We start from the raw sequence: 23,626 nt of genomic DNA on the forward strand, positions 1-23,626 counted from the left end.
GTTTCCGGCCGCGGGCCGGTCGTATGGGGGACAGCGCTCCATGCTTCAGGAGGTACCGATGACCGCCGACGGATTCACCACCTGCCTCTGGTTCGACGGGCAGGCCGAGGACGCCGCCCATTACTACGTCTCGATCTTCAAGAACTCCAGCATCGGACGGATCGGCCGTTACAACGAGGCGGGCCCGGGCCAGGCCGGCTCCGTGCTCAGCGTCGAGTTCACGGCGAACGGCCAGAAGTTCGTGGCGCTGAACGGCGGTCCGCAGTTCACCTTCACCGAGGCGATCTCCTTCCAGATCTTCTGCGCGGACCAGGAAGAGGTCGACTACCACTGGACCAAGCTCACCGAGAACGGCGGCACGCCCGGCCCCTGCGGCTGGCTCAAGGACAAGTACGGCGTCTCCTGGCAGGTCGTCCCGGACGGGCTCCTCGACCTGCTCGGCGACGCCGACCCGGAGAAGGCGACCCGCACCACCCAGGCCATGTACGAGATGGGCAAACTCGACATCGCCACGCTGCGGAAGGCTTACGCGGGCGCGTAGCCGCCTCGGCGGTCCCATGACCGCCCCTGCGACCCGTGCCCGGTCCACAACGGCCCGCGCGTTCGCCCGAGCGGGGCGCCGCGGGATGCCGGGGGAGTGGACCGGGCACGGCTCATGTCCGGCAGACCGGATCGGGGCTCAGATCCGGTCTGCCACGATCAGCAGGTACTGGAAGCTGCCGTTGCGGTACGCGGACAGGAACGTGTCCTCGATGCCCGTGACCAGGTGGTCGGCCTGCTTGCGCAGCTCCCAGTAGGGGATCGTGGTCGCGGTGAGGTCCTGGACATGCACCGGGACCAGCCGGTTGGCGGCCATCGCCCGGAAGTACGCCGACCTCGGGTGGATGTCGCAGATGTAGTGCGCGTTGATCAGCGACACCTCCCGCGACGCCCGCCCGTACGTGTCGTTGTAGCAGCCGGTGACCACCACATAGCGCCCGCCGCGGCGCAGCAGCCGGGCGTGCTCGGCGAACAGCAGCTCCAGCTCGACGTACATGGTCGACTCGTTGTTCCAGGAAGCCGCGTACGCACCCCGTTCGAAGCCGGTGTCGAGCATGTTGCGGTGGTGGTAGCGCACCTTGTCCGCGATGCCCCGCTTACGGGCCTGCTCGTTGGCGAAGTCGGCCTGCTTGGCGGAGAGCGTGACGCCGTCCGCGTGACAGCCGTACCGCAGGTTGGCCACGACGCTGCCGCCGCCCCGCCCGCAGCCGGCGTCGAAGACGCGGTCGGCGGAGGTCAGCGGGCCGAGATGGGAGGCGAGCAGTTCGGCCTGGGCGTGCTCCAGGCGGTGCAGCTCGCCGGTGATCCGCTCCCGGCGCAGCTCGGGATCGGGCTCGTCGAGCACCGTCCAGTCGGCCTCACCCACGCCGTAGTGATGGTGGTACAGGTCGTCGATCTTTCCCAGTTCGAGGTTGACCGGGTTTTCCTCGGCGTTCCAGTAATCCGCGACGCGGTTCTGGTACGTGGACTGGGTCGGCACCGGTGCGGTCGTGGTACGGGCGACGGGGGCGGTGGTCAACGGTGACTCCTCGTGGCGCAGCTGGACAGTGGTTCGGAAAGCCTGCGACTGCCTGCGGCAGCGATTACCAGTAATCGGGCAGGTGGTAGCGGTGGGAATTGGTGGCGTGCCACTCGTGGTTGCCGGACACCCAGGCGGCGAGCCCCTCGGCGTACCGTGCGACCAGCGGCGAAGTGGCGGCGAGCAGGGCGGACTCCTCCTCGAAGGCCGTCATGATCCGGTTGTGGATCTCGACGGACTCCAGATAGGCGGCCTTCAGCCCGCACCGCTCGTTCGCGGCGACGACCTGGGGCAGATTGAGGTGGGTGGGGTCGCTGGCCAGCTCCTTGGTGAAGGAGTACAGGTCATTGACGATGGTGGTGGCGTTGCAGGCCAGCGCGGTGATCCGCTGGATCTCGGGGCGGGCGTAGACCGGTTCGGGCAACTCGTAGCCGTCCACGGCGTCGACGATCGACAGACACGGGCGGAAGTTGTTGAACTGCCGCATCACCAGGTACTCCCAGACCCGCGGCGTGTACCGGGTCTCCGCCCAGGCGGCCTCGGCCAGGTAGCCCAGGTGCAGCCGGGCGATGTCGTGCACGAACCGGTCGGTCTGGCTGGGGGTGGCGAGGCTCGCGAAGTCCTTGAGCGCGAAGTGGTAGGAACGCAGCGGCCCGTCCGCCCGCATGCCCTCGCGCCATTCCTCCTCCAGCTCGGGAACACCGTGGAAGGGATCGAGCGCGGACTGGGCCAGGATCAGCCGGCCGCCCAGACCGGCGCGCGCTCCGCCGCGGCCCTCGTCCTCCTCGCAGTAGCAGGAGTCGACGACGTTCTCCGCGAGCAGCAGCTTGCCTGCGGCGGTCAGCCGATCCAGATCGGCGGCCCCCGGATGCTGAAGCGCCACGGCCCGGCCGAACTGGAAGCCGGTGAAGTCGCCCTGCCAGGCCGCGGGGAACAGGTCGAGTTCACGCGCCCATGCCTCCAGTCTGCGGTCGACCTCGGCGGCCTTCTCCGGGTCGGCGGGCACGGCCGGCCGGTACCGCAGCCCGGGGATCGCGCCGGTGCGGCGGGTGGACAGCGTGCGCGCGATGTTCGGCGGTCCGGGCAGCGTGAGGGAGGTGGGGGATGTGGTCATGTGATGCTCCACGCCGTCATTCGGCACTCCGGCCGATCTGCACGTTTTCGAGGATGCCCGCCGCGTCGGGCACCAGGATGGCCAGTGAGTAGTAGGCGGTCACGAGGTAGTTGATGATCGCGGCGGTGTCGATGCCCATGAAGCGGACGTTCAGGCCCGGCTGGTACTCCTCCGGGATGCCGGTCTGGTAGAGGCCGACGACACCCTGGTCGGCCTCACCGGTGCGCAGCGCGATGATGCTGCTGGTGTGCTCCCGGCTGACCGGGATCTTGCCGCACGGGAGGAGGGGGACCCCGCGCCAGGCGGGGACCTCGTGCCCGTCCAGGCTCGCGGTGCCCGGCACCAGGCCGCGCCGGTTGCACTGCCGGAAGAACGCCGCGATCGCCTTCGGATGGGCCAGCAGTACCTTGGTCCTGCGGCGCATCGACAGCAGTTCGTCGAGGTCGTCCGGGGTCGGCGGACCGGTGAAGGTGCTGATGCGCTGGCCGTAGTCGACGTTGTGCAGCAGCCCGAACTCCCGGTTGTTGACCAGCTCCCACTCCTGGCGCTCCCGGATCTCCTCGACGGTCAGGCGCAACTGCTGCCGGGTCTGGTCCATCGGATCGTTGTAGAGATCGGCGACCCTGGTGTGCACCCGCAGCACGGTCTGCGTCAACGACAACTCGTACTCGCGCGGGGCGAGTTCGTAGTCGACGAAGCCGGCGGGCAGCGTCGGCTCGCCCACGTGGCCGGCCTGTATGGGGACGTCCGCCTCGCCCTTGCGGTTCACGGGTTTGCGCTGCCGCTCGACGTACGCGCGCAGATGCGCCCCGAGGGACGGCGCCCGCTCGGTGACCTCTTCCACCACGGCCCAGGGCAACGCCAGCACCACGCCCGCGGTCTCCGCCCGCACCGAGGTCAGCCACAGCGGGTCGGACTGGCCCACGGCCTCGTCGCCCATCTGATCGCCGTCCGCGACGACCCCGATGACCTCCTCCCCGCCGTACTTGCCGGCGGCGAAGCGGGTGAACCGGCCGTGGACGACCAGATACGCCTCCCTGACCGGCTGCCCGGCCTCGAACAGCAGGTGCCCGGCGCGCACTTCACGGGTCTCGAACCGCGCCGCCAGCTCCCGCAGCACCTCGACATCGGAATAACCGCGCAGCACCGGCAGTTCCGTCAGCGTCTCGGGGATCACCCTGATGTCGTCGGCGCCGTTCTGCTCGAAGTGCACCCGGCCACGACCGGTGCGCAGTTGGAGCCGGCGGTTGACCCGGTAGGTGCCGCCCTTCACGTCCACCCACGGCAGCGTTTTCAGCAGCCATCGCGAGGTGATGGCCTGCATCTGGGGCTCGGACTTGGTGGTCGTGGCGAGCCGGCGGGCCGCGCGGGTTCCGAGGCTGGTGAGTTCCCGCCCGGCCGAAAGGGCCTGGGCGGGCTCGGCTATCTCGGAGCCGGTGGCGCTGTCCGGAGTGGACACTTTCCCTCCCACTGGGTGAACAGGGGTGACCGGATCGGTCGGTGGTGTGCGAGGTGGTGGTGTGCTCGGACAAGCCAAGCAGTTGGGGCGGCGGCGTGGGATAGCACGAAGGGGGCGGGTTCGCACCAGGGGATGCGCAAACCCAGGGCTCGTGGCACACGGCGCGCGGACGATCACGCCGCGCGCCTCCCGTCTGCTCCCGCACGCGGTGACAAGGTCGCGTTTGATCTCGGGAAAGATCGCTGACCTCAGCGAAGGCCGGTGATGTCACGGAGGTTCGCCGCTCAGGACAAGTCGTTGACCAGCACCGCCGCGCCGCCGAAGCGCCCGGCCTTGAGGTCCCTGAGCGCCTGCGGGGCCCGCGACAGCGGATAGCCGTGCGTCGTCGCACGGACGGCGTGCTGCGCCGCCAGCGCCAGGAACGCCCGGCCGTCCGCACGGGTGTTGGAGGTGACGCTGCGCAGTTCCTTCTCGTAGAACAGATCGGTCTCGTAGTGCAGCGGCGGCACGTCACTGAGGTGGATGCCCGCGACCGACAGCACACCACCCCGGTCCAGCGCCCGCAGTGCGACCGGCACCAGATCGCCGACCGGGGCGAACAGCACCGCGCCGTCCAGGGGCTCGGGCGGCGCCTCGTACGCGTCGCCCGCCGAGACCGCGCCCAGCTCCAGAGCGAGCCGCCGGGCCTCGGCACCACGGGTGAGGACGTGCACCCGGGCGCCCTCGGCGAGCGCCACCTGCGCGCACAGATGGGCGCTGCCCCCGAAGCCGTACAGCCCGAGCCGGCCGCCCGGCGGCAGCGAGGTCCGCCGCAGCGCGCGGTAGCCGATGATCCCGGCGCACAGCAGCGGCGCCAGCGCCACGTCGGGCACGGCTCCCGGCAGCCGGTAGGCGAACGCGGCCGGCACGGTCGTGTACTCCGCGTAACCGCCGTCCGCGTCCCAGCCGGTGTACTCCGATCGCGGGCAAAGGTTCTCCGCGCCCCGCCGGCAGTAGGCGCAGGTGCCGTCGGTGCGCCGCAGCCAGGCCACACCGACCCGGTCGCCCTCGGCGAAGCCCTCGACGCCCTGCCCCGCCCCGGCGACCTCGCCGACCACCTCGTGCCCGGGGGTCACCCCGGGCCGGTGCACCGGCAGGTCCCCCTCCGTGACATGCAGGTCGGTCCGGCACACCCCGCAGGCGCGTACCCGCACCAGCAGTTCGTCGTCCCGGGGGACGGGTACCGGACGCTCCACGAGCCGCAGGGGTTCCCCCTCCACCGGTCCCGGCGCGGTCACCGACCACGCCCGCATGGTCCCTGTCGCCGTCGAGTCCGCCATGCCGTGCCCCGTCCCGTCGCAGCCCGCCGTACCCGCCCGCCGCCTCCAGTCTCGGGCAGGTCCGCCGGTTCGGCGCGCGGGTGGCAGCCGGGCTGGCTAGCGTGAGGGTGCGGGCAGTCCGACGCACCGGAGGGCGGATCCATGGCCGCACCACCTGAGGGAACCCCTTGCTGGGCCGACGCGATGTTCGACGACGCCGAGGGGGCCAAGACCTTCTACGGCGACGTCCTCGGCTGGGCCTTCGGCGAGGCGTCCGCGGAGTACGGCAACTATGCGCTGGCCTACGCCGGCGGCCGGGCGGTGGCGGCCGTCGTCCCGTCCATGTCCGGTCAGGAGGGCCCGTCCCAGTGGTGTCTGTACGTCGCCTCGCCCGACGCCGCAGCGACCGCGGCACGGATCCGGGACAACGGCGGCGAGATCCTGATGGAGCCGATGCAGGTCGGCGGGTTCGGCACCATGTGCCTGGCCCGCGAGCCCGGTGGCGCCCTGTTCGGCGTGTGGCAGCCGGACAGCCATGAGGGCTTCGAGGCCGTCGCCGTGCCCGGTGCCTACACCTGGGCCGAGGTCTTCACCCGCGAGCCCGAACGGACGGACGCCTTCTTCTGCGCGGTCTTCGGGTACCGGGCCAAGCAGGTCGTGGACGACGCCGTCGACTTCCGGTTGTTCGACCTGGGCGGCGACCCCGTCCTGGGCCGCATGAAGATGACCGACGACTTCCCGCCCGAGGTGCCGTCGTACATGAATGTCTACTTCGGGGTCGCCGACTGCGACGACGCCGTGGCCAAGGCCGCCAAGCTCGGGGGCATCCTTCACTTCGGCCCGATGACCAGCCCGTTCGGCCGGTTCGCGGCGCTCAGCGATCCACAGGGCGCACAGTTCTCGGTGATCGACATCTCGACGGCGGCGGGCGAGATGCCCCGGGCCGAGGACGTCTGACCGGGCCGGGACGGACGGTCCGCACCGCCATGGCATGATCGTGCCCATGGGTGAACGTGTGGTGGCCGCGTGCGACGGGGCTTCGAAGGGAAACCCCGGCCCGGCGGGCTGGGCCTGGGTGGTGTCCGACGAGGCGGAGTCACCGGACCGCTGGGCCGCCGGACCGCTCGGCAAGACCACCAACAATGTCGCCGAACTGACCGCTCTGGAGCGCCTGCTGGTGGCCACCGACCCCGAGGTGCCGCTTGAGGTCCGGATGGACTCGCAGTACGCGATGAAGGCCGTCACCTCCTGGCTGCCCGGCTGGAAGCGCAACGGCTGGCGGACGTCCGCCGGCAAGCCCGTCGCCAATCAGGACCTGGTGGTCCGAATCGACGAACTGCTCGAAGGCCGCTCCGTCGAGTTCCGCTATGTCCCCGCCCATCAGGTCGACGGCGACCCGCTGAACGACTTCGCCGACCGCGCGGCCAGCCACGCGGCCTCTGCCCAGGAGCCCGCGGGCAGTGCCCTCGGTTCGCCGGAACCACCGCCGTCGTCCGGCGCCCCGGCGTCCTCCGGCTCCCGGCGCGGGCCGGCCCGCCGCGCGGGCGGCGGCTCCTCCTCCCGCACCCTCAAGGCCAAGTTCCCCGGCCGCTGCGTGTGCGGCCGCGCCTACGCGGCCGGCGAGCCCATCACCAAGAACGCCCAGGGCTGGGGCCATCCGGAGTGCCGTACCGCGGAGGTCTGACCGGGGGACCGGGCGGGACCTTTCCGGTACCCGGCGCGGTGCGCCCGGCCGCCCGGCCGCCGCTCGTTCGGCCCCTGCCCGCCCATGTCGCCTCCTCCGGGCCGGGCCCGTCGTCCCCATGCCGGTCCCTGCTCCTGTGCTCATCCCCGTCCCCGCCGGACGGGGCCACGGCGTACGGCACCGACGGCGTCTGCCCTGTCCACTGGTGGACGTCCACGGCACGGCTGAGGAAGACGGCGGGCCGAACCGCAGTCCGACCCACCCCGCACTGCTACTCTGCGTCTTCGATCGATCACGTCGAGTGACTGCACGATTACCAGGGGTGTGCCGTGAAGGTCGTCTGTGTCGGAGGCGGGCCCGCCGGGCTGTATCTCGCGATCCTGCTCAAGCGGCAGGACCCGTCGTGCGACGTCACCGTCCACGAACGCCGCCCCGAGGGCTCGACCTACGGCTGGGGCGTCACCTACTGGCGCGGCCTGCTCGACCAACTCGGGGCGCACGACCTGGAGTCGGCGCGCGCCGTCGAGGAGCACTCGGTCCGCTGGAGCGACGGGGTCGCCCATGTGCGTGGCCTCGCCACCCACCACCACGGCGACCAGGGCTTCGGCATCGGCCGCCACCGGCTCCTGGAGATCCTCGCGGCCCGCGCCCGTTCCCTCGGCGTACGGCTGCAGTTCGAGAGCACGGTCCGCACCGCGCCGGCCGGCGCCGACCTCGTCATCGCTGCCGACGGCGTGCACAGCGCCCTGCGTGCCCCGCACGCCGGCCACTTCGGCACCGAGGTCAGGGCGGGCCGCAACCACTACATCTGGCTCGGCACCTCCAGGGTCTTCGACGCCTTCACCTTCGCGTTCGTCGAGACCGAGCACGGCTGGATCTGGTGCTACGGCTACGGCTACAGCGGCGAACGCAGTACCTGCGTCGTCGAATGCGCCCCCGAGACCTTCACCGGACTCGGCCTGGACCGGCTGCCCGAGACGGAGGGCCTCGCCCTGCTGGAGACGCTGTTCGCCCAAGTGCTGGACGGCCACCGGCTCATCGGCCGCGCCGCGGGCGACGGCGGCGCCCCATGGCTGAACTTCCGCACGCTCACCAACCGCACCTGGTCCCGCGGCAACCTCGTCCTGCTCGGCGACGCCGCCCACACCACGCACTACTCCGTCGGTGCCGGGACCACCCTCGCCCTGGAGGACGCGATGGGCCTGGCGACAGCCCTGCGCGCCCACGACACCCTCCCGCGGGCGCTCGACGCCTACGAACGCCAGCGGAAGGCCGAACTGCTCGCGGTGCAGAGCGCGGCCCGCTACAGCGCCCAGTGGTACGAGAACCTGCCCCGCTACATCCAACTGCCCCCGCACCGCATGTTCGCCCTGCTCGGCCAGCGCCACTCGCCCCTGCTGCCGTACGTCCCGCCGCAGCTCTACTACGGCATCGACAAGGCGGCCGGCCGGCTGGAAGCGCTGCGCAGGCTGAAGCGGTGGCTCGGCCCCCGGGCCGCCAAGGCCCTGTACGCGCGGTCGTCGGACGGCCACCGGTAGGAATCGGGCAGTTCTGGTGAACGATTATTCACCTGCTAGGGTGAATGGCCGTTCACCAACCTCCGACCGCTTCCAGGAGCGCCGATGGATCAGCCCGCCCCGATATCCCCGCCGCCCGGCGCCCGCGTCGGAGCGGCGCGCGCGAGGGACCGGGCGACCGTCCCGGTGCTGGCCTTCGGCGGCATCCTGATGGCCGTCATGCAGACCGTGGTCGTGCCGTTGCTGCCGGACCTGCCCCGGCTCACCGGGGCGTCCCCGGCCACCGTCTCCTGGACGGTCACCGCCACCCTGCTGTCCGGCGCGGTCCTCACGCCGGTGCTCGGCCGGGCCGGCGACATGTACGGCAAGCGCCGGGTGCTGGTCGGGGCGCTCACCCTGATGACCGCGGGCTCCGTGATGTGCGCCCTGTCCTCCGACATCTCCGTGATCATCACCGCCCGTGCCTTCCAGGGCGCGGCCGCCTCCGTGGTCCCGGTGTCGATCAGCATCCTGCGGGACGAACTGCCGCCCGAACGCCGGGGTTCCGCGGTCGCCCTGATGAGTTCCACGGTCGGCATCGGCGCGGCCCTCGGTCTGCCGCTGGCCGCGCTCGTCGTGCAGTACGCCGACTGGCACACCATGTTCTGGCTGACCGCCGTCCTCGGCGCGCTCGGTGTGCTGCTCGCCTGGTGGGCGATCAAGGAGTCGCCCGTACGGGAGCCGGGCCGGTTCGACGTGCTCGGCGCGTGCGGGCTCGCCGCCGGACTGATGTGCCTGCTGCTGGGTGTCTCCCAGGGCGGGCAGTGGGGCTGGGGCAGCCCGCGGATCCTCGGGCTGTTTCTCGCGGCGGTGGCCGTCCTCGCCCTGTGGTGGTGGTACCAGTTGCGCGCCGAGCGGCCACTGGTCGACCTGCGGCTGGTCAGCCGCCCCCGGGTCGGCCTCTCCCACGTCGCGGCCCTGCTGACCGGGTTCGCCTTCTACGCCAACACCCTCGTGACCGCCCAGCTGGTCCAGGCGCCCGAGGCAACCGGTTACGGCCTCGGTCTGTCCATCGTCGCCACCGGGCTGTGCCTGCTGCCTGGCGGTATCACCATGCTGCTGTTCTCGCCCCTGTCGGCCCGCATCTCCGCGGCCCGCGGTCCGCGGATCACCCTCGCCCTCGGGGCCGCGGTCATCGCCTGCGGCTACGCCGTACGCATCGCGGACAGCCGGGACCTCTGGATGATCATCGTCGGCGCCACGGTGGTCGCCACCGGTACCACCCTCGCCTACTCGGCCCTGCCCACCCTCATCCTGCGGGCCGTGCCGGCCGGGCAGACCGCGTCAGCCAACGGCGTCAACGTCCTCATGCGCACCATCGGCCAGGCGATCTCCAGCGCGGCCATCGCCGCCCTCCTCGTGCACCAAAGCAGCCCGGTCGGCGGGGTCCCGGTGCCCACGCTGCACGGCTATCTACTGGCGTTCGCGATGGCGGGCGCCGTAGCCCTGGCGGCCTGCGCGGCGGCCCTGGCCATTCCCGGGGGCACCGCCCCGGACGACCCCCGGCCGACCTGCGGCACCCCCCGCGGCGCACGGGAGCGGGCGATGGAGGGAGCATGAACACCATGGCCTCCCGACCCGGCACCGACCCACCCGCCTCGACCGGCGCTGCCGCATCCGTCCCGGCCGGTACCGCCGCATCGGCCCGCCGGGACGCCGACGCGACCCGGGCCGCCATCCTGAGGGCGGCCCGCCACTTCCTGGCCCGGCAGCCGCACACCGACGTCACCCTGAAGGCCGTCGCGGAACGCGCCGGCGTCAGCCCGCCGTTGATCCTCAAGTACTTCGGCAGCAAGGACGCCCTGTTCGCCCGCGTGATGTCCTTCGAGACCGACGCGGAGGCACTGCTGGACGCGCCCCTGGAACGGCTCGGTCCGCACATGGTGCGCTATGTCCTTGAGGGCCAGCGGCGCCGCGGTGCGGACCCGCTGGTGCGCATCGTCTTCGCGCCCCTGCACGGCGACCACGGCGCCGTGCTGCGGGAGAATTTCCGCGCTCAGGTGACCACCCGCCTGGCCGGCCGGCTCCCCGGCCCCGACGCGGGCCTGCGCGCCGAACTCGCCGTCGCCGCGCTTGTCGGCCTCGGCGCGATGTACGGCATCGCCCGCGGTGCGCACCTGCGCGCCTGCGACACCGACACCGTCGTCGAACGCTACGGGCCGCTCGTCCAGGCGCAGTTGACGCCCTCGTCCTGACGTCCGCGCCGGCCCACGGCCCGTCCGGAGCGGGCCGTTCCGGACGGACCGGAGGCAGATGACAGACTGATGGCATGGACGAACGCGTATTCGGTAGGTCGGGACAGCGGGCATCGGCCGTCGGTCTCGGCACCTGGCAGCTCGGCGCCGACTGGGGCGATGTCGACGACAAGGAGGCGCGCGCCGTGCTGGAGGCGGCGGCCGAGTCGGGAGTGACCTTCTTCGACACGGCCGACGTGTACGGCGACGGACGCAGCGAACAGACCATCGCCGCGTTCCTGCGCGGCAGGCCCGACCTGGAGGTGCAGGTCGCCACGAAGATGGGCCGCCGGGTCGACCAGATCCCGGAGAACTACGTCCTCGGCAACTTCCGCGCCTGGAACGACCGGTCGCGGCGCAACCTCGGCGTCGACCGGATCGACCTGGTGCAGCTGCACTGCCCGCCGACGCCCGTGTACTCCTCGGACGAGGTCTTCGACGCCCTGGACACCCTGGTCGCCGAGGAGCGGATCGCCGCGTACGGCGTCAGCGTGGAGACCTGCGCCGAGGCGCTGACCGCCATCGCCCGGCCGGGCGTGGCGAGCGTACAGATCATCCTCAACCCGTTCCGCATGAAGCCGCTCGGTGAGGTGCTGCCCGCCGCCCGGGAGGCGGGCGTCGGCATCATCGCCCGGGTGCCGCTGGCCTCCGGTCTGCTGTCCGGCCGGTACACCAAGGACACGGTCTTCGCCGCCAACGACCACCGCACGTTCAACCGGCACGGCGAGGCGTTCGACCAGGGCGAGACCTTCTCCGGCGTCGACTACGACACCGGCGTCGAGGCCGCCGCCGAGTTCGCCGACCTGGCCCCCGACGGATACACCCCGGCCCAGCTCGCCCTGCGCTGGATCGTCGAGCAGCCGGGCGTGACCACCGTGATCCCCGGCGCCCGCACTCCCGGCCAGGCCCGCGCCAACGCGGCCGCCGCAAAACTCCCGCAGCCGCCCGCGAAGACCCTGGCCGCGATCCGGGACCTGTACGACCGCCGGATCAAGGCCCAGGTGGAGGACCGCTGGTAGGGGCAGCGGCCGTTTGAACGGCAGGCCGGACGGTTAACCGCATCCCATGACGCACGCGGGCGACCGGACGGGACGCGACGAGAGCGACGAGGAGCGGGCCGACCGGATGTGGAGCGAACTCATCCAGGAGGTCCGCGTCGCCCAGACGGGCGTCCAGATCCTGTTCGGCTTCCTGCTCACCGTCGTGTTCAGCGCGAAGTACGACGACCTGGCCGACGCCGACCAGGCCATCTACACCGTGACCGTGGTGCTCGGCGCCTGCGCGACCGGGGCCCTCATCGGACCGGTCTCCCTGCACCGCATGGTCTCCGGGCGCCGCGTGAAACCCCGGGCGGTGCGCTGGGCCTCCCGGCTGACCTTCGTCGGTCTGTTCCTGCTGCTGGCCACCATGACCACCTCGCTGCTGCTGATCCTCAGGGTGGCCGGGCACGACACGGCCGTGGTGTGGCTGGTGGCGGCGGTGGTGGTCTGGTACCTGGTCTGCTGGTATCTGCTGCCGCTGTGGGTGCGCCGCCGCCACACCACGCGCTGAGTCCGTGAGCCGGGCGTCCCGGCCGACTCGGACCTGCCGGCGCCCGGCCCTGCTCGCGGGCCACCTCCGGGCCGGGGCCGGCCGGTCCCGGCGCCTGCGGCGTGCCAGGCGGACCGGCACCCACGGTGTGTCCCGCACCGGACGGCATCGAGGAGGAGCCGGGACCGTCCGGCCACCGGATTACGGTGCCGGGGCGTCCGTCACCGCAGCGCGAACCGCTCCGTGAACCCCATGAGGTCCCGCGGCGTCATGTTGCCCCCGCACACGACCAGTCCGAGCCGGGCGTGCCCGCCCACCCGTTCCAGCACCTGGCGGGCCGCGGGCAGCAGACAGCCGGCGGCCGGCTCCGACCACACCTTGGCGTGGTCGGCCAGGTCGAGACAGCCCTCGACGGCCTCCCGGTCGGACACCACGAGGACCTCCTCGACCAGGGCCGAGACATGGTCGTACGTCAGCTGGGACACCGACGGGGCGCTGAGCGTCGTGACGACCGAGGACAGGTCGACCGGCACCGGCCCGCCCGCCGCCAGCGCCTCGGACATCGCCTGGGCGCCGGCCGTCTCCACCCCCCAGACGCGCACGTCCGGCCGACGGGCACGCAGCGCCGCCGCCACCCCGGAGATCAGACCGCCGCCGCCGACACTGACGACGACATCGGTCAGTTCGTCGGCGTCGTCCGCGAATTCCAGTCCGACAGTGCCCTGCGCGGCGATCACGACGGGGTCGTCGAACGGGTGGACCAGTGTCAGCCCCTCGTTCCGCAAGCGGTTCACCAGCTTGAACGCGCTGTCCATGCCGTCGGTCAGCCGCACCGACGCCCCTGCCTCCCGTGCGATCTCGATCGAGCGCTCGGGCGCCGTCCGGGGCATGACGACCGTCGCCTTCACATCGAGGGCGCCGGCCATGACCGCGAGGGCGACCCCGTGGTTGCCGCCGCTGACCGCGACCGCTCCGGCCGCGCGCTCGGCCTCGCTCAGCGTGAGCAGCTTCGCCGTGGCACCGCGCGCTTTGAACGATCCGGTGCGCTGGAGCAGTTCGAGTTTGGCCGTGACCGGGACGCCGAGCAGCGCGGACAGTCCGGGACTCGGTACCGTCGGGGTGCGTACGACATGCCCGGCGATGCTCCGCGCCGCGGCCTGGATGTCCGAGATGCCGATCAAGGAACTCATCCTCTCCGGCGCGGTGTCGGGGCGGGGACCGCGCCGACCCGAACCCTGACCCGGGGACCCTGCGAAGGTCAACTCCGGGACCTGTGCCCGGGCCGCGGCCCGCCGGGAAGTCCGCAGGCCGCGGGCCCCGCGCCGGCCCGAGAAGGACGCTCCGGGCCGGGGCGTCGTCCTTCCCGGATCGGGCCGTCGGTCCATCCGAAGGGACACCGGCGCGGTACGGGCGGACCGTGCCACGGCGGGTCGTGTCACGGACGGGTCGTGACACGGGCGGACCGTGTCACGGGGGACGTGTCAGTGCTGTTGCGGCCGCTGCGGGGTCGCCTCGCTCGGACGCACCACGACGTATCCCTCACCTTGCAGCATCAGCTGCACCGCTTCGCCGGAACCGCCGCGCAGCATCGAGCCGATGGACTGCGACCGGTGCAGCGAGGTCTGCAGCCGGGTGGTCCAGCCGACCACCGCGTCCGTGTCGACGTAGACGGGGTAGTGCGCCGAGACCGGGATCACCAGCGGGGTGCCGTCGCAGACCAGACCGAGTCGGCCGTACCCGCTGAAGACGCTGTTGAACAGGCCGCCACCGGCGATGCCCGAGCCCTTGACGGTCTTGATCTCGTACGAGAGCGAGGCGTCGAAGCACAGCACGTTCCGGCCGTTGACGGTGAACTGGTCGCCGGGCTCGATCTCGACGACGAAGCAGTTCTGCGCCTCGTGCGCGAACCACGCCTCGCCCTGGCCGCGCACCGCCATGAGGGGCAGCCCCTCACCGGTGACCGCACGCTTGAGCATGCCGCCCACGCCCTGGCCCTTGCGTTCGAACTGGAGGCTGCCGCGGAAGGCGATCATCGCGCCCTGGCGGGCGATCATCTCGCCGTTGACCGCGTACTTGATGCATTTGGCGTTTTCGACGGACATGCCGGGCTCGACGGCCGGCTGCACCATGTGCTCACTGGAAAAGAGGTCACCCTTCATGCGGGCATGGTGTCCCGGAGCATGTCGTTCCGCCAAGATCGCGGAGTATGGTTTCGGCCCGGCGCGGTCCGGCGGTCAGGCGCCGAAGAGCTGGGTCCAGTACGTGCCCGTCCGCCCGCCTCCGGCGAAACCCACGCCGATGTGGGTGAAGTCCGGCTTCAGGATGTTGGCGCGATGGCCGGGACTGTTCATCCAGCCCGTCACCACCTCGGCGGCGGAGCGCTGGCCGCAGGCGATGTTCTCCCCGATCGTGCGCCGCCGGGAACCCGCGGCGGCGGCCCTGTCCCAGGGCTGTGAGCCCTCGGGCGAGGTGTGCGAGTAGAAGTCCCGGGCCACCATGTCCGCGCTGTGCGCCTGCGCGGCGGCCGTGAGCAGCGGATCCGGTGAGAGCGGCGCCAACCGCGCCCGCCGCCGCTCCCGGTTGGTCAGCTCGACCACATCGGCGCAGGTGCGCGCCAGCGCGTGGGGGGTGAGCGGGCTGGCCCACAGCGCCGTCCAGTAGACGTCGCCCGTGCGCGGCCCGGTGGCGTACGCCAGTCCGGTGTGCGTGAAGCCGGGATCCTGGAGGGTGCGCCGGGCCTGTTCGGTGCGCAGGCAGTACGCGACGAACTCGGCGGGCGTGCGCGGTCCTGAGACCAGGTGTTCGCCGACGGTGACGTAGGCGAATCCGGTCGCGGTGATCCGCTGGTGGAGCGCGGTGCCGTCCTGGCTCTCGGCGGCGAGACGGCCGGCGGCGGCCAGCGCGGCCGCATGGGCCCGCGCGGCGGCGACCAGCCGGGCGTCGAGGACGACCGGCGGTGCCCCGGCCCCGGCGCGGGCGGAGTTGACGAGGGGGAGGAAGCCCTCGGAGTCGGGCGCGGGGGACGCGGCGGGGGTGGACCCGGGCACGGGGGAGGTGACGCGGCGGGACATGGCGGAGGTGCCAGGTGCGGGGGAGGCGGCGGTGCGGGGGCCGTGGCGGTGCGCCGGCGTGGCCGTGGGCTCGTCGAGGACATCGACCCCGAAGTCCCTGGCGAGTCCGGCCAGCCCGTCCGCGTACCCCTGTCCGATCGCCCTGAGCTTCCAGACGGCGCCCCGGCGGTACAGCTCGGCGAGCAGCAGCACGGTCTCGGGGCCGGGGCGCGGCGGGGCGAACCGGGCCAGCGTCCTTCCCCGCACGTCGCCGACCTGGAGCACGGGCGCGGGCAGCCGGCCGAGCGGAGTGTCCGGCTCGGCGGGGCTGACGGCCACGGTGACCCGGACCGCGCCCGCGCGCAGCCGGGCCGGTTCGACGCTCAGCGTGTCGCCGCGCAGCCGGACGCCGGGGACGGCCGGCTGGTTGTAGAACACGAAGTCGGCGTCACCCGCGACCTTTCCGCTCTCCCCGGTGACGATCGCGGACACGTCGAAGGGACCGGGCACCCGCAAGCTCAGCCTGCCGTCCGGCAGGGGCAGATTGCCCCCGGGAACCAGCTCGCTCATCGTGCCGCCCAGGAGAAGTGGTGGTCCGGGCCCGGTCGGGTCCTCGGTACAACGCCTGGGCGGCACGCGATGGTTCCCGTGGTCCGCTCAGTGGCGGATCAGCGACGGGGCGATGTCCTCGGTACGCTCGACGGCCGCCGCGGCGCGCTTCCGGTCCGTCCGCTGTTTCCCGCAGAACGCCGACTCCAGTGTGCCCGCCATCGTGTTGAGCACCTTCGTGTTGTTGGAGGTGTTGGCGAGCGCGGTGACGCTGCGCCGGCCGTCCTCGCTGGTGAAGGCGTAGGTGTAGTAGCCCTGGACGACGCCCGTGTGGCCCTGCACCGAGACGCCGCAGGACAGGGTGCGGCGGCGCAGTCCGAGGCCGTACGCCGTCGTGCTGTCCACCTTCGTGAACCGTTCCATCTCCGCCAGAGACTCGGCCGAGGTCAGCTTGGCGTCGGCGAGCGCGGAGAGGAAGGTGTTGAGGTCCCGGGTGCTGGAGATGACGGCACCGGCGCTCTGCGCCCAGGAGACCGTCTGCTCGGTCGCGTCGACCAGTGCCTGCCCGGCCGTGTCCGGGGTGAGGTAGCCGCGGGCGTAGCGGCCCTGGATCCTGACGTCGGGGTGCACGTACGAGGTGTCGTTCAGCTTCAGCGGCTTGAAGATGCGGTTCTCGTACTCGGAGCGCACGGAGTGCCCGGTGATCTTCTCGATCAGCATCCCGGCCACCACGAAGTTGGTGTTCGAGTAGGCGTAGGCGGCGCCGGGCGTGTTGGTGCGCGCCTTCTTCAGCGAGAGGTCCACCAGCTGACGGTAGGAGTAGACCTTGTTGCGCACCGCCTCGAATCCGGAGACGGACTGGGCGAACATGTCGTCGGTGTAGTCGTACAGGCCGCTGCGGTGGCTCAGCACGTGCCGCACGGTGATCCGGTCGTCGGGCAGCAGGCCGGGCAGATACCGGTTGACGGGAGCGTCCAGGTCGAGCTGGTGCGCGTCCACCAGTTGCAGCAGGACGACGGTCGAGAAGACCTTGGTGACACTGCCGACGCGGAAGCGGTCGTCGGTGTCGAGGGCCCGCCGGGTGTCCTGGTCGGCGAAGCCCTGCGTCGCCGTGTACACGCTTCCGTCGTCGTCGATCCGGGCCATGGCGCCGGGCGCTCCCTGCGCCACCGCCGAGCGCAGTACGTCGCGCAGCTGCGCGGTGTCAGGCGCCGGCAGTGCGGTCGGCGCCTCGCCGCTGACCTGGCCGGGCGTGGCCCGGGCCGGCATCGCGAGCAGCGAGAGCGCGAGCGCTCCGAGCACCGCGCCGCTGCCGACCACTCCTCTGCCCACCGTTCCTGAGATCATCCGGTTTTCACTCCCATTTTCATTGATTCGGGGAGAAATATCCCGTATCGGGGCGACGTAACTTTCTCGTACGCCGTCAGATCTCCGCGGCTGACACACAGTTGGTGTGCGGCCGATCACCCGGTGGCACGGCTGCGCAGAGGACGCCGGGGGCGGCGGGCGGCCGGAATGCGAGCCAACTGCCCGTTCGACAACTGCTGTTTCATTTATTGACAGTAGAAAATAACGGCCCTAGGTTCCCGGCCATGCGTTCGACCCCACACCCCAAGTCGTTCCCGGCGCACACGCCGGCCGCATCACGGATCGCCACGACGGTCCCGTCCCCCGTTCCGGAAGCACGCGCCGTTCCGGCGGCACGTCCCGGGACGGCCACCGCTCCGGCCGCGAAGGCCGCGGCGCACCCGCGCCGTCGCCAGGCCGACGGTCACTGGTCCCCGGAACACGGACCACAGGACGCCGAAGGCACCACTTGTGCACCGGAACTGGTCCGGGCGCCGTTCGACAACTACCGTACGGCGACAGCGGAGTTGCAGCGGAACACTCCGTTTGCCGGCACCGTCGGCGGACTGCGCGAGCACCTCTACCTGCCCCAGGTGGGTCCCGCGAGCGGACGGCTGGAGGAACGGATGTCCCCGGACGACCTCGGCGAGACCGCCCACCGGCAACCGTCCCCGTTCGTCGGCCCCTTTCCCGGCGGCCGGACCACGACGGCGACCCACGGCGGCGACGACCGCACGGCCACCCTCGAACCGGGCCACCCGGTCACGCGCGACCCGGACCGCTCGGTCACCCGCGAAGGGATCGCCCGGTGACCGGCCGGCTCGCCCGCGGCTGCCGTGCCGTCGCCGTCGCCGTCGTCCTCGTGATCGCCGTCGGCCAGAACGCGTTCGCCCACGGGATCGACGCCCCCGGGACCGGCGCCGACCCGGACTCCGTCGTGACCTGGGCGGCGAGCGCCGACCGGATCGGCGACGCCGTCGCCGACCGCGGCTACCGGCTGATCGTGCACACCAGCGCCGGCGGCAGCGGGACCCGGATCCGGCTGTCCAACGCCTTCGGGGACCGGCCGGTGACGTTCGACAGCGTCCGTGCCGGGATCCGGGCCGAGGGCGCCGCGCTCAAGAAGGGCAGCAACAGGCGGGTGGCCTTCGACGGCGCCCGTACGGTCACCGTGCCCGCGGGCGCCGCCGTGTGGAGCGACCCGCTGCCCGGCACCCTGCCTGCCGCGACCGACCTGGTGGTGAGCCTGCACAGCCCGGACGCGGCGGGCCCGGTCACCGGTCACAGCATGGCGATGCAGACGTCGTACCTCAGCGACGGCGACCACACCGCCGAGGACTCCGCCGCAGGCTGGACCGCCACGACCGGCTCCTGGGCCTATCTCGACGCCGTCTCCGTGCGGCCGAAGGACGCTGCCACCCGGGCCGTGGCGGCGCTCGGCGACTCCATCACCGACGGCTGGGCGTCCACCGGCGACACCAACCGCCGCTGGCCCGACTACCTCGCCCGGCGCCTCGCGACCGCGGACACCACGGTCAAGGGCGCGGCCAACGAGGGGATCTCCGGCAACAAGGTCCTCGCGGACGGCGCCGGGCAGAGTGCCCTGAACCGGCTCGACCGGGACGTCCTGTCGCTGCCCGGGGTCCGCACCGTCTTCCTCTTCGAGGGTGTCAACGACATCAAGGCGCACACCGGTGTCACGGCCGAGGCCCTGATCGCCGGATACCGCGAGATCGCCGACCGGGCGCACGCCGCAGGCAAGTGCGTCGTCGGCGCGACCGTCGGCCCGTTCAAGGGCTGGTCCGAATGGGACCCGGAGGCCGAGGCCGTACGCCAGGAGGCGAACGCGTTCATCAGGACCGGCGGACTGTTCGACGCCGTCACCGACTTCGACCGCGTCCTGCGCAACCCCTACGACCCCGAGCGGATGCTGCCCTTCCTCGACGCCGGTGACCACCTCCACCCCAACGACAAGGGCATGCAGGCCATGGCCGATGCCGTCGGCCTGGACACGCTCGACTGCTCCCGCACACCCGGCACCCAGTGACCCCCCGCACAGCGAAGGAGCCGCACCAGTGAACCGACGTCAGTTACTCACCGGCGGGACCGCGCTCGCGGCCACCGCGACGGTCCTGTCCGCCGCGCCCGCCTCCGCCGCGCCCCCGCCCCTGCCCCGCAGGGCGGAGGTGGTCGCCGTCCTGCGGCGGGTCGCCGACCACTGGATCGGCTCCCACCAGGACCCGGGCGACAACGGCTGGGCCAACGCCACCTTCTTCAGCGGCCTGCTCGCGCTCCACCGCCTCAGCGGCGAGCCCCGCCACCTCGCCTACGCGAAGGCATGGGCCGAGAAACACGACTACGCGCTCAACGGCGGCGTCGCCACCCGCCACGCCGACAACCACAACGCCGGGCAGGCCTACCTCGACCTGTACGAGATCGGGGCCTGGCCGGCACCGCCGTCCACCCGGACGGCTTCCTCGGCTACGTCCAGAACGTCGGCGACCGCCCCGAGTCCAGCCAGCCCGTCACCTACGACAGCACCGCGAACTTCGGCGTGGGCGCGTTTCTGCTGGGGGGTGCGGAGTTCGCCCTGCTGTGCGGGTGACGCTCCGCCGGGTGGGCTGAGGAGAGGGCGCCGCTCGACCGCGGGTGTGCGGGGGCTGGTCGCGCAGTTCCCCGCGCCCCTGTCGGGGCGCGGGATTCAGAGGAGTATTTGTGCCCAGTTCGCGGGGACGCGGCCCGTCGGGCCCGGGACGGGCTGATCCGCCGGGTGGGCGGCCGGGGGAGCGAGTTCCGGGCCGGCCTCGGACAACTCCTGCGTGTCGTAGTTCCAGAACCAGCTCTCGTCCGGCTCGAAACTGCGGATCACCGGGTGGCCGGTGGCCTCGTGGTGGGCGGTGGCGTGCTTGGCGGGGGAGTCGTCGCAGCAGCCTATGTGCCCGCACTGCGTGCAGCGCCGCAGGTGGAACCACCACCCGCCGACGTCGTCGCACTCCACGCAGCCGGTACCGCTCGGCGGGACGGTGGGATCGATCGCGGTGTCGGTCATGCTGCCTCCTCGGGTGTCTCGGCGGCCAGCGGGAGCAGGACCTGGAAGCGGGTGTCGCCGGGCACCGACGTGACCCGGATGCTGCCGTGGTGCTTGTTGACGATGATCCGCCAGGAGATGTCCAGGCCGAGTCCGGTGCCCTCGCCGACCGGTTTCGTCGTGAAGAAGGGGTCGAAGATGCGGTCGCGGATCTCCGGCGCGACGCCCGGACCGGTGTCACCGAACTCGACCAGGATCTGTTCGTGGACCGGCGCCGTCCGGACGGTCAGCGTGCCCTCGCCGCCCGCGCCGTCCATCGCCGCGACTGCGTTGTCGACCAGGTTGGTCCACACCTGGTTCAGCTCCGCCGGGTAGGCCGAGATCGGCGGGAGCGTACGGTCGTACTCCCTGACGACGCGGATCCGCGGGCCGATCTTGGCGGACAGCATCAGCAGTGTGCTGTCGAGGAGTTCGTGCACGTCCACCACCCGGTAGGGCGCCCGGTCCAGCTGCGAGTACTGCTTGGCCGCATCGACCAGGTGCGAGATCCGGGAGGTGGCGTCCTCGATCTCGTTCATCAGCAGCTCGGTCTCGATCGTGTAGTTGAGCCAGCCGATCGCGCCGGGCAGGATCTCCTCGCCGACCGCTGCCGCTGCCTCCTCCAGCCAGTCGACGTCGAGCCCGGCCTGCACGAAGGCGGGCGCGACCTGCCAGCCGTTGTCCACGCCGTGCTCGTCGAGCCAGTCGGTGAGGGCGTCCTCCCGGTCGGCGGCCTCCAGCGGGCTGAGCGAGGGAGCCTTGGCGACCCGTTCCGCGGTGCGTTCCTGGACCTCGATGAGCGCGGCCAGCTCCTCCCGGGAGAAGGGTCCCTCGGTGATGACGGCCAGCTTGTGCCGCATCTTCGCCACTCGCTCGCGCAGGGTCGCGGTGGCCCGCACGGCGGCCGCCGCCGGGTTGTTCAGCTCATGCGTGAGGCCGGCCGACAACGAGCCGAGCGCCAGTAGCCGTTCCCGCTGTCCGACGGTCACCTGCGTGTTCTTCGAGCCGAAGAACAGCCCCTCCAGCAGGTGCACCGCCATCGGGAACCACTCGCCCATGATGTCCGCGAACGTGTCCGCGGGCAGTACGAAGAACCGCGTCGGCTCGGTGACGCGCATCGAGTTGCGGTACACCTGCCGCACCCGGTCGCCCAGATATGCCTGCATGGCGCCCGCGTACACGCCGCGCTGCGAGGTGCGGTTGGTCTCCACGTCGTCGCCCGCCACCCGGCGGGACATGACGACGGTGCCGTCGAGCATGACGTAGAAACAGGTGGCGGGCTCGCCCTCGGTGTACACCGGGCCGGGGTCGTGCAGTTCCACGTGTCCTTCCCGGCACAGCCGGCCCAACTGTTCCTGTTCGAGTTTCTCGAACAGGAACAGCGTGCCGATCTCCTTGGGACTGCACGGCATCATCCGACCGCTCATGACTGCTCCAGATACCGGTGGACGAGCATCACGGCCATGGCTCCCTCGCCGACGGCCGACGCGACGCGTTTGGCGGACTCGGCGCGCGCGTCACCCGCCACGAACACGCCGGGAACACTGGTCTCCAGGTGGTACGGCGGCCGGTCCAGCTCCCAGAGCGCGGGCGGGCGGCCGTCGGCCGTCAGATCGGGCCCGGACAGGATGAACCCGCGCTCGTCGCGCAGCACCGTGCCGTCCAGCCAGTCGGTGAGCGGGGCCGCGCCGATGAACACGAACATCCACTGAGCGTCGACGCGTTCCGTCTCCCCGGTCACCGCGTGCCGCAGCGTCAGCTGTTCCAGGTGGTCCGTGCCGTGCGCGGCCTCGACGACGGTGTGACAGCGCACGAAGATGTTGGGCGCCTCGTTGATCTGCTGGATCAGGTAGTACGACATGGAGGCCGACAGGTCCGCGCCGCGCACCAGCAGCGTGACCGACTTGGCGCCCCGGGCCAGGTACATCGCGGCCTGTCCGGCCGAGTTGGCGCCGCCGACGATGTACACGTCGTGTCCCTGGCAGGCGGCGGCCTCGGTCAGCGCGGAGCCGTAGAACACGCCGCAACCGGTCAGCCCCGTGCAGCCGTCGGCGGTCAGCTGCCGGTACTGCACCCCGGTCGCCAGGATCACGCTGTGCGCCGCCACCGCGGAACCGTCCGCGAACCGCACCACCCGCGCCGCGCCGTTGATCTCCAGACCGGCCACCTCGCGGGCGGTGAGGATCTCGGCGCCGAACTTGGCGGCCTGCCGCCGGGCCCGGTCGGTGAGCTGTGCGCCGGAGACGCCGTCCGGGAAGCCCAGGTAGTTCTCGATGCGGGAGCTCTGCCCGGCCTGCCCGCCGGTCGCCGACCGCTCCACGAGCACCGTCCGCAGCCCCTCCGAGGCCCCGTACACGGCCGCGCCGAGCCCGGCGGGTCCGCCGCCGATGACGACGAGGTCGTAGAAGTCGGCTGTCGGGGTCGTCGCCAGGCCCACCTTCGCGGCCAGCTCCGGCGCCTCCGGTTCGACCAGCACGGTCCCGTCGGGGGTGATCACCAGCGGGAGGCGCTGCCCGTCCTGCCCGGCCGCCGCCAGCAGCCGCCCGCCCTCCGGCTCCTCCACCGAGTACCAGCGGTACGGCACCTGGTTGCGGGCCAGGAACTCCCGTACGTCCGACGAACGGGCCGACCAGCGGTGACCGACGACCTTGGTGCTGGGCACCGGCCGGTGGTCGCTGCTGCGCCAGGACTCCAGCAGGTCGTCGAGCACCGGATACAGCTTCTCCTCCGGCGGGTCCCACGGCTTGAGCAGATAGTGGTCGAGATCGACGACGTTGATCGCGTCGATCGCCGCGTCGGTGTCCGCGTAGGCGGTCAGCAGCACCCGCCGCGCACCCGGGTACACGTCCAGGGCCTGTTCCAGGAACTCGATGCCGTTCATCTGCGGCATCCGGTAGTCGGCGAGGATCACGGCGACCAGGTCACCGCGCAGCTTCAGCTCGCGCAGCGCGCCCAGTGCCGATTCGCCCGACTCCGCGCGCACGATCCGGTACGACTGGCCGTAACGGCGCCGTAGGTCCCGGGCGACGGCACGCGAAACACCCGGGTCGTCGTCCACGGTCAAAATGACGGTCCGCGCTGTGTCGGCGGCCTGTGCCATATGTCTCCCACCCCGAGCGGTCTTCTCCACGGGACGGTGTCGCCGTCGTCACCGCGCCGGTCCATATCCCATCGTATGTT

The 23,626-nt window shown here is 71.8% G+C and carries 22 protein-coding genes; 11 read left to right on the plus strand and 11 right to left on the minus strand.

The window, feature by feature from the left end; all coding sequences use genetic code 11:
* The first annotated feature begins 58 nt into the window (after positions 1-58).
* On the plus strand, positions 59-541 hold the full coding sequence (locus ACFYPJ_RS36735) for a VOC family protein (protein WP_389026079.1): 483 nt from the start codon (positions 59-61) through the stop codon (positions 539-541).
* 138 nt (positions 542-679) lie between these two features.
* Here the strand turns inward: ACFYPJ_RS36735 and ACFYPJ_RS36740 are convergent, their stop codons facing one another.
* The 4 genes from ACFYPJ_RS36740 to ACFYPJ_RS36755 form a co-directional block, all read right to left on the minus strand.
* Complete coding sequence (locus tag ACFYPJ_RS36740; RefSeq protein ID WP_389026081.1) at positions 680-1,558, minus strand: geranyl diphosphate 2-C-methyltransferase; 879 nt, start codon at positions 1,556-1,558, stop codon at positions 680-682.
* A gap of 64 nt (positions 1,559-1,622) precedes the next feature.
* Positions 1,623-2,672 carry a family 2 encapsulin nanocompartment cargo protein terpene cyclase gene (locus ACFYPJ_RS36745; protein ID WP_389026083.1) on the minus strand — a complete coding sequence of 350 codons (1,050 nt, stop codon included), beginning with the start codon at positions 2,670-2,672 and terminating at the stop codon, positions 1,623-1,625.
* Positions 2,673-2,688: 16 nt separating this feature from the next.
* Positions 2,689-4,131: a family 2B encapsulin nanocompartment shell protein gene (locus ACFYPJ_RS36750; protein WP_389026085.1), complete on the minus strand. Its 1,443-nt coding sequence runs from the start codon at positions 4,129-4,131 to the stop codon at positions 2,689-2,691.
* A gap of 284 nt (positions 4,132-4,415) precedes the next feature.
* Complete coding sequence (locus ACFYPJ_RS36755) at positions 4,416-5,423, minus strand: zinc-binding alcohol dehydrogenase family protein (RefSeq protein ID WP_389026154.1); 1,008 nt, start codon at positions 5,421-5,423, stop codon at positions 4,416-4,418.
* Positions 5,424-5,591: 168 nt separating this feature from the next.
* Here ACFYPJ_RS36755 and ACFYPJ_RS36760 point away from each other — a divergent pair, with 168 nt between their 5' ends.
* From ACFYPJ_RS36760 to ACFYPJ_RS36790, 7 genes are all read left to right on the plus strand, one after another.
* Positions 5,592-6,386 carry a VOC family protein gene (locus tag ACFYPJ_RS36760; RefSeq protein ID WP_389026087.1) on the plus strand — a complete coding sequence of 265 codons (795 nt, stop codon included), beginning with the start codon at positions 5,592-5,594 and terminating at the stop codon, positions 6,384-6,386.
* A 34-nt stretch (positions 6,387-6,420) separates the two neighbouring features.
* A complete protein-coding gene (locus tag ACFYPJ_RS36765; RefSeq protein ID WP_389026089.1) occupies positions 6,421-7,113 on the plus strand; it encodes a ribonuclease H in 693 nt (230 codons plus the stop codon).
* 329 nt (positions 7,114-7,442) lie between these two features.
* Positions 7,443-8,651, plus strand: coding sequence for an FAD-dependent monooxygenase (locus ACFYPJ_RS36770; protein ID WP_389026091.1), 1,209 nt, complete (start codon positions 7,443-7,445; stop codon positions 8,649-8,651).
* 84 nt (positions 8,652-8,735) lie between these two features.
* Entirely contained in the window at positions 8,736-10,229 is a 1,494-nt protein-coding gene (locus ACFYPJ_RS36775) for an MFS transporter (RefSeq protein ID WP_389026093.1), read from the plus strand.
* Complete coding sequence (locus ACFYPJ_RS36780; RefSeq protein ID WP_389026095.1) at positions 10,226-10,864, plus strand: TetR family transcriptional regulator; 639 nt, start codon at positions 10,226-10,228, stop codon at positions 10,862-10,864. The genes ACFYPJ_RS36775 and ACFYPJ_RS36780 overlap by 4 nt, the downstream gene beginning before the upstream one ends.
* Positions 10,865-10,938: 74 nt before the next feature.
* Entirely contained in the window at positions 10,939-11,922 is a 984-nt protein-coding gene (locus ACFYPJ_RS36785; RefSeq protein WP_389026097.1) for an aldo/keto reductase, read from the plus strand.
* A 46-nt stretch (positions 11,923-11,968) separates the two neighbouring features.
* Positions 11,969-12,454 (plus strand): DUF6328 family protein, encoded by a 486-nt coding sequence (locus ACFYPJ_RS36790; protein ID WP_389026099.1) that lies wholly within the window; start codon positions 11,969-11,971, stop codon positions 12,452-12,454.
* Between the two features lie 200 nt (positions 12,455-12,654).
* Here the strand turns inward: ACFYPJ_RS36790 and ACFYPJ_RS36795 are convergent, their stop codons facing one another.
* From ACFYPJ_RS36795 to ACFYPJ_RS36810, 4 genes are all read right to left on the minus strand, one after another.
* Complete coding sequence (locus ACFYPJ_RS36795) at positions 12,655-13,614, minus strand: threonine/serine dehydratase (RefSeq protein ID WP_389026156.1); 960 nt, start codon at positions 13,612-13,614, stop codon at positions 12,655-12,657.
* A gap of 300 nt (positions 13,615-13,914) precedes the next feature.
* Positions 13,915-14,592 (minus strand): AIM24 family protein, encoded by a 678-nt coding sequence (locus ACFYPJ_RS36800; protein ID WP_389026101.1) that lies wholly within the window; start codon positions 14,590-14,592, stop codon positions 13,915-13,917.
* A gap of 75 nt (positions 14,593-14,667) precedes the next feature.
* Positions 14,668-16,053 (minus strand): CAP domain-containing protein, encoded by a 1,386-nt coding sequence (locus ACFYPJ_RS36805; protein WP_389026103.1) that lies wholly within the window; start codon positions 16,051-16,053, stop codon positions 14,668-14,670.
* Between the two features lie 87 nt (positions 16,054-16,140).
* Positions 16,141-17,379 (minus strand): serine hydrolase domain-containing protein, encoded by a 1,239-nt coding sequence (locus ACFYPJ_RS36810; protein ID WP_389026105.1) that lies wholly within the window; start codon positions 17,377-17,379, stop codon positions 16,141-16,143.
* Positions 17,380-17,624: 245 nt separating this feature from the next.
* Between ACFYPJ_RS36810 and ACFYPJ_RS36815 the strand changes: the two genes are divergently transcribed.
* The 3 genes from ACFYPJ_RS36815 (at position 17,625) to ACFYPJ_RS36825 (ending at position 20,141) form a co-directional block, all read left to right on the plus strand.
* The gene (locus tag ACFYPJ_RS36815) at positions 17,625-18,191 is read left to right on the plus strand and encodes a hypothetical protein (protein ID WP_389026107.1); all 567 of its coding nucleotides are present in this window, start codon (positions 17,625-17,627) and stop codon (positions 18,189-18,191) included.
* An 86-nt stretch (positions 18,192-18,277) separates the two neighbouring features.
* Positions 18,278-19,426 carry an SGNH/GDSL hydrolase family protein gene (locus ACFYPJ_RS36820; RefSeq protein ID WP_389026158.1) on the plus strand — a complete coding sequence of 383 codons (1,149 nt, stop codon included), beginning with the start codon at positions 18,278-18,280 and terminating at the stop codon, positions 19,424-19,426.
* Between the two features lie 28 nt (positions 19,427-19,454).
* Positions 19,455-20,141, plus strand: coding sequence for a glycoside hydrolase family 88 protein (locus tag ACFYPJ_RS36825; protein ID WP_389026109.1), 687 nt, complete (start codon positions 19,455-19,457; stop codon positions 20,139-20,141).
* On the opposite strand, the gene ACFYPJ_RS36830 is transcribed toward ACFYPJ_RS36825, so the two are convergent.
* From ACFYPJ_RS36830 to ACFYPJ_RS36840, 3 genes are read right to left on the minus strand one after another with little or no spacing between them, the layout of a single operon-like run.
* Positions 20,081-20,428 (minus strand): UBP-type zinc finger domain-containing protein, encoded by a 348-nt coding sequence (locus ACFYPJ_RS36830; protein ID WP_389026111.1) that lies wholly within the window; start codon positions 20,426-20,428, stop codon positions 20,081-20,083. The genes ACFYPJ_RS36825 and ACFYPJ_RS36830 overlap by 61 nt on opposite strands.
* On the minus strand, positions 20,425-21,873 hold the full coding sequence (locus ACFYPJ_RS36835; RefSeq protein WP_389026113.1) for an ATP-binding protein: 1,449 nt from the start codon (positions 21,871-21,873) through the stop codon (positions 20,425-20,427). Before ACFYPJ_RS36835 ends, ACFYPJ_RS36830 begins: the two co-directional genes overlap by 4 nt.
* On the minus strand, positions 21,870-23,546 hold the full coding sequence (locus tag ACFYPJ_RS36840; RefSeq protein ID WP_389026115.1) for an FAD-dependent oxidoreductase: 1,677 nt from the start codon (positions 23,544-23,546) through the stop codon (positions 21,870-21,872). Before ACFYPJ_RS36840 ends, ACFYPJ_RS36835 begins: the two co-directional genes overlap by 4 nt.
* Positions 23,547-23,626: the final 80 nt, after the last annotated feature.

Source organism: Streptomyces sp. NPDC006012, assembly GCF_042871185.1.
GTDB lineage: Bacteria > Actinomycetota > Actinomycetes > Streptomycetales > Streptomycetaceae > Streptomyces.

What these genes read in the sequence shown, in the direction of transcription:
- ACFYPJ_RS36765 (WP_389026089.1), top strand. Translation starts at nt 6,421, where the DNA reads ATGATCGTGCCCATGGGTGAACGTGTGGTGGCCGCGTGCGACGGGGCT.
- ACFYPJ_RS36780 (WP_389026095.1), top strand. Translation starts at nt 10,226, where the DNA reads ATGAACACCATGGCCTCCCGACCCGGCACCGACCCACCCGCCTCGACC.
- ACFYPJ_RS36805 (WP_389026103.1), bottom strand. Translation starts at nt 16,053, where the DNA reads ATGAGCGAGCTGGTTCCCGGGGGCAATCTGCCCCTGCCGGACGGCAGG.
- ACFYPJ_RS36790 (WP_389026099.1), top strand. Translation starts at nt 11,969, where the DNA reads ATGACGCACGCGGGCGACCGGACGGGACGCGACGAGAGCGACGAGGAG.
- ACFYPJ_RS36800 (WP_389026101.1), bottom strand. Translation starts at nt 14,592, where the DNA reads ATGAAGGGTGACCTCTTTTCCAGTGAGCACATGGTGCAGCCGGCCGTC.
- ACFYPJ_RS36735 (WP_389026079.1), top strand. Translation starts at nt 59, where the DNA reads ATGACCGCCGACGGATTCACCACCTGCCTCTGGTTCGACGGGCAGGCC.
- ACFYPJ_RS36745 (WP_389026083.1), bottom strand. Translation starts at nt 2,672, where the DNA reads ATGACCACATCCCCCACCTCCCTCACGCTGCCCGGACCGCCGAACATC.
- ACFYPJ_RS36840 (WP_389026115.1), bottom strand. Translation starts at nt 23,546, where the DNA reads ATGGCACAGGCCGCCGACACAGCGCGGACCGTCATTTTGACCGTGGAC.
- ACFYPJ_RS36810 (WP_389026105.1), bottom strand. Translation starts at nt 17,379, where the DNA reads ATGATCTCAGGAACGGTGGGCAGAGGAGTGGTCGGCAGCGGCGCGGTG.
- ACFYPJ_RS36775 (WP_389026093.1), top strand. Translation starts at nt 8,736, where the DNA reads ATGGATCAGCCCGCCCCGATATCCCCGCCGCCCGGCGCCCGCGTCGGA.
- ACFYPJ_RS36815 (WP_389026107.1), top strand. Translation starts at nt 17,625, where the DNA reads ATGCGTTCGACCCCACACCCCAAGTCGTTCCCGGCGCACACGCCGGCC.
- ACFYPJ_RS36760 (WP_389026087.1), top strand. Translation starts at nt 5,592, where the DNA reads ATGGCCGCACCACCTGAGGGAACCCCTTGCTGGGCCGACGCGATGTTC.
- ACFYPJ_RS36835 (WP_389026113.1), bottom strand. Translation starts at nt 21,873, where the DNA reads ATGAGCGGTCGGATGATGCCGTGCAGTCCCAAGGAGATCGGCACGCTG.
- ACFYPJ_RS36785 (WP_389026097.1), top strand. Translation starts at nt 10,939, where the DNA reads ATGGACGAACGCGTATTCGGTAGGTCGGGACAGCGGGCATCGGCCGTC.
- ACFYPJ_RS36830 (WP_389026111.1), bottom strand. Translation starts at nt 20,428, where the DNA reads ATGACCGACACCGCGATCGATCCCACCGTCCCGCCGAGCGGTACCGGC.
- ACFYPJ_RS36755 (WP_389026154.1), bottom strand. Translation starts at nt 5,423, where the DNA reads ATGCGGGCGTGGTCGGTGACCGCGCCGGGACCGGTGGAGGGGGAACCC.